Here is a 3,525-nt window from a genome sequence, read left to right as displayed (position 1 = left end):
GCCACCTTGACGGAACGAAGTGACGCAACATTCTCGGTCATGCAGTTTTCTTCTGCTGACGGAGAATGAAGCTCCGCAGGACGCACTACTCTCGACAGAGAGTATAGAAGTGCGCCCTTAGAGTTCTAAGGGTATTTTTAGATAATTGGGAATGTTTCTTTGTCAAACTGCGTAACATTGAACACGATACGCCACTCGACATCATCACCAACCGGTTCAAAGTGCAGAGCAGAACAAGCAGCATGAAGTTTTTCTTGTGAATTTGTTCCATATATAACTGCTGTCGGACCATCTGCACCACCAATAACACCAACAACAAAACAGGAACTACTGCCAACTGGACGGAACGAATGATCGTCTGGTGTAACTTCTATCGGTCTATCGCCTTCATCACAGTCAAAAACCGAAATGTTCTCCATCGGTTCAGGGGTAAGTGTATAACTCATGGCAATATAATGTGTCGGATAAATCCAGCGATCAGAACCAAAACTATTTTGAGGAACTGTCTGCTGTTCTATTTCCTGCACGGTCAGTGTATGGGTTATTCCGCTAACAGGATGGGAAAACATAAATGAATCTCCGGGTGCGTGAACTTTGAAATGTGAGCCTGGAACTTGTCCTGGTTGCTGCTCCATTGTAAGAAAAAGTTTATTGATTTCAGGGTGATGCTTGGTTCCCCAAGGAAATACGTCTCTGCATATGACCCAGCCATAAGTACTATCCAGCCCATAATGGTCGATTGCCCATTTTGCTTCCAACTCATTGATAACGCCATCTGGCAGACAAGGATTAAAGCTCACAGCGCAGCCATGGGTTGTCTGTAATATTTTCTCGTTTAACTTCAAGCAAGGTTTGAAGTTAAAACAAAGTGGGTTTTCCCATTCCATCTGCATCTGTTGCTCACGGGTAAAATTTTCACATGAGTCATTTTCCCAGTCCAGATTCCATTTTTTCATGAAGTCACGGATGCTTTCTGAATCAACTCGCATACAAAAATCAACGACAAGTCCTTTGCTACATGAATAAGCTGCCGGAATTACCCAATGATATCCAGCCCAATCGAATTGTTTATCCAGCTTGATCTCTTTTCCGGCACGGTCTTTACCTCGATGTCCCCAGAAATCTCCATCAAAGTAGACCTTCCATTCAGGGGCAACCAATTCTGCTTCTGAAGTCATATCATTATCGTAATAATCTTCTGTGTATTTAATCTGACTGTAATCAAAGGAAGATTGCAGGTTTTTGATATATGTCCACGGTTGTTCCATAGGCAACAAATTCATCTTCTCTGAAATTTCCGATAAAGTTTGCTGTTGTTCCTGGGTTGTAGGGTTTTCATTGAGAAAGGCTTCAAACTGTGCTTCGTTCCACATCCACGCTTGTTCCACTGCCGCCACATCACCACAAGCCAGTATAAGCCGCAGAAAGTCGGTAAAATTTTCAGCTACTGGATGAACATAATCAGGAGAAGTATTCATGGGGCTGACAGAGAAAACCATCTCTCCAAATCCACGAATGAAACAGAAGTGGATACCATCTATCCCTGCCCATCCAAAAACCGATGCCCCTTTTGGGGTACAAAAATAATTTGTATTATCCTCACGGAGTTCAACTCCCACAGGACTTAAATCGACACCCCGCTGTAAAAATTTTTTCAAAATTCTATTCATTAAGTATCCCCCCATAAAATTAGTGCTATCACGCTCTTTATTGTAGTAAATTTTATCACAAGAGTGTGAATAAATCTACTGGCGAATGCTGAAACCGCCCGAACAGTTTCTTTCTGCTCAGGCGGCTTTCTTCATCTATTTTTCTTTCTTCTGCTGCACTTGTTCATGGGCTTCCTGCTGAACATCAGCCCAGCGGAAAAGCCATACTTGAAGTGACTTTCACTTTCTTCACATTGGGCGATTGCTGTCTGCGCCCGGAGTTCCTGCACCAGCTCATAGTCCTCTTTGCTGAGCCGTTGGGACAACTGCTCCATGAGCTTTTCACAGGCTATGACTGCCTTTCGGTATTCCGGTGATGTAGGTACAACTGTCTCGCAGGGATAAAACTCCCCATTATACATGGCTTCCAAAATCATAGCTTTACCTCTCTCAACAGTAGATTAGTTCCGTCTTGATGATTTCCTCTGCCCGGCAGCGGATGGAGTTCATTGACTGCACCCATAACATCTGATTTTCCGCTTTCATGGCTTCGGTCACGCCCTCGGCTTTCATCATCTGCCGGATAATCAAGTCCAGCCTGTCTGCCGCCTGCTCGTTCAGATCGGCAACGACGGTGTGGAGCCTGCCGGACAAAATTAGCTCGTTGTAAAGCATGGGACGGTGCAATTTCAGATAGGACTGGTGCAAGCGTCCCCAATGCCCAATAGGTCGGCGTTCCTCCGGCAGCTTCAAGTCCGGCACATAGTAGTCGCCCACCAACACATAGTCCATACCGTTCTCATGGATTCTCGGTTTCAACTCTTTCATAAAATCACGCTCCCTTTCTCGGTCCCAGCTGCGGCAAACTGCTCACCGGGATAAATACCCCTCTGGCAATATCCTCGGTGCGGATTGCCTGTTTTCTGGCTTCAATCTCCGCTTTTTTCTTGGCTTTCGTGCGCTCCTCATACTCTTTCTGTTTACCATTGGCTTTCCGCTTCAAGTAGTTCTGGTGGAGCCTGTCCTTGCGTTCCTCACGCTTGCGGATTTCCTCTAATTCTTCCGGGGTCAGCTCCACTTCGCCAAATGCCGGGGGAACGAACCTGCCTACAAAATTGAAGTAAATCTCGACCTCCTGTGTGGTCTGTATACTGCCTTTGCGGTCACGCTCATGCACAAGGATTTTCTCGATAAACTCGTTGAGCATGGCAATGGTCAGCTTGTCGAAGTTCTCATATTTGTCGATCAGAGCGATAAAACGGTCAGCGTCCTTTTCGTGCTTTTCATAACTCCTGATAGCCTTTTCCAGAGCAGAGATTTCAGCGGTAAGCTCGGACTGTTCCTTTTCGTATTGAGCGTCCAGAGTGGCGTATCTGCTGTCGGACAGCTTTCCTAAAATGTTGTCCTCATAGATTTTACAGAGCAGGACTTCCAGCTCGGACACTCTCTGCTTGGCGGCAGCAAGGCGTGTCCGCTGTTTCCTGACCTCTGTGGTCTGCTGGCTGGACTGTGCTTCCTGCACCACACGGACAAACTCGGCTCGGTCATGCTTGGCATACTCGGCAATAGCTTTGAGCATTTCGGAAACAAGGGACAGTACCACATCTTCATTGATACGGTGCTGGGTCTTGCAGAGCGTTCCGCAAGGAACTTTGGTGTACTGTGAGCAGGTGTATTGAGAAATGCGCTTGCCGTTGTTGGTACGGTGGACATACATCTTGCCGCCGCAATCGGCACAATAAAGCAAGCCTGTGAGGGGAGCTGCTTCGCCCCAGCCGTCCGGGTAGCGTCTGACATTCCCACGGATTTTCTGCACAAGGTCAAAGGTCTGCTGGTCAATGATAGGCTCATGGGTATTCTCGAAAATTGTCCATTC

The 3,525-nt window shown here is 46.6% G+C and carries 4 protein-coding genes; all 4 read right to left on the bottom strand.

Translation table 11 applies throughout. The annotated features are described in order from the left end of the window. Window positions 1-137 precede the first annotated feature (137 nt). Entirely contained in the window at window positions 138-1,670 is a 1,533-nt protein-coding gene (locus tag H8S55_RS13745; protein ID WP_015573038.1) for a hypothetical protein, read from the bottom strand. Between the two features lie 131 nt (window positions 1,671-1,801). Further along, window positions 1,802-2,086, bottom strand: coding sequence for a DUF6809 family protein (locus tag H8S55_RS13740; protein WP_005944778.1), 285 nt, complete (start codon window positions 2,084-2,086; stop codon window positions 1,802-1,804). Window positions 2,087-2,099: 13 nt separating this feature from the next. After that, window positions 2,100-2,477, bottom strand: a complete 378-nt coding sequence (locus tag H8S55_RS13735) for a TnpV protein (RefSeq protein WP_005944774.1) — start codon at window positions 2,475-2,477, stop codon at window positions 2,100-2,102. A gap of 4 nt (window positions 2,478-2,481) precedes the next feature. Beyond that, window positions 2,482-3,525, bottom strand: a 1,044-nt coding sequence (locus H8S55_RS13730; protein ID WP_186879348.1) for a DUF4368 domain-containing protein, incomplete at its 5' end; no start/stop codon positions are given.

Source organism: Flintibacter faecis (assembly GCF_014287875.1).
Classification (GTDB): Bacteria; Bacillota; Clostridia; order Oscillospirales; family Oscillospiraceae; genus Lawsonibacter; species Lawsonibacter faecis_A.
Note: the sequence above shows the minus strand (reverse complement) of the source record. Positions and strands in the feature narration are given on the sequence as shown.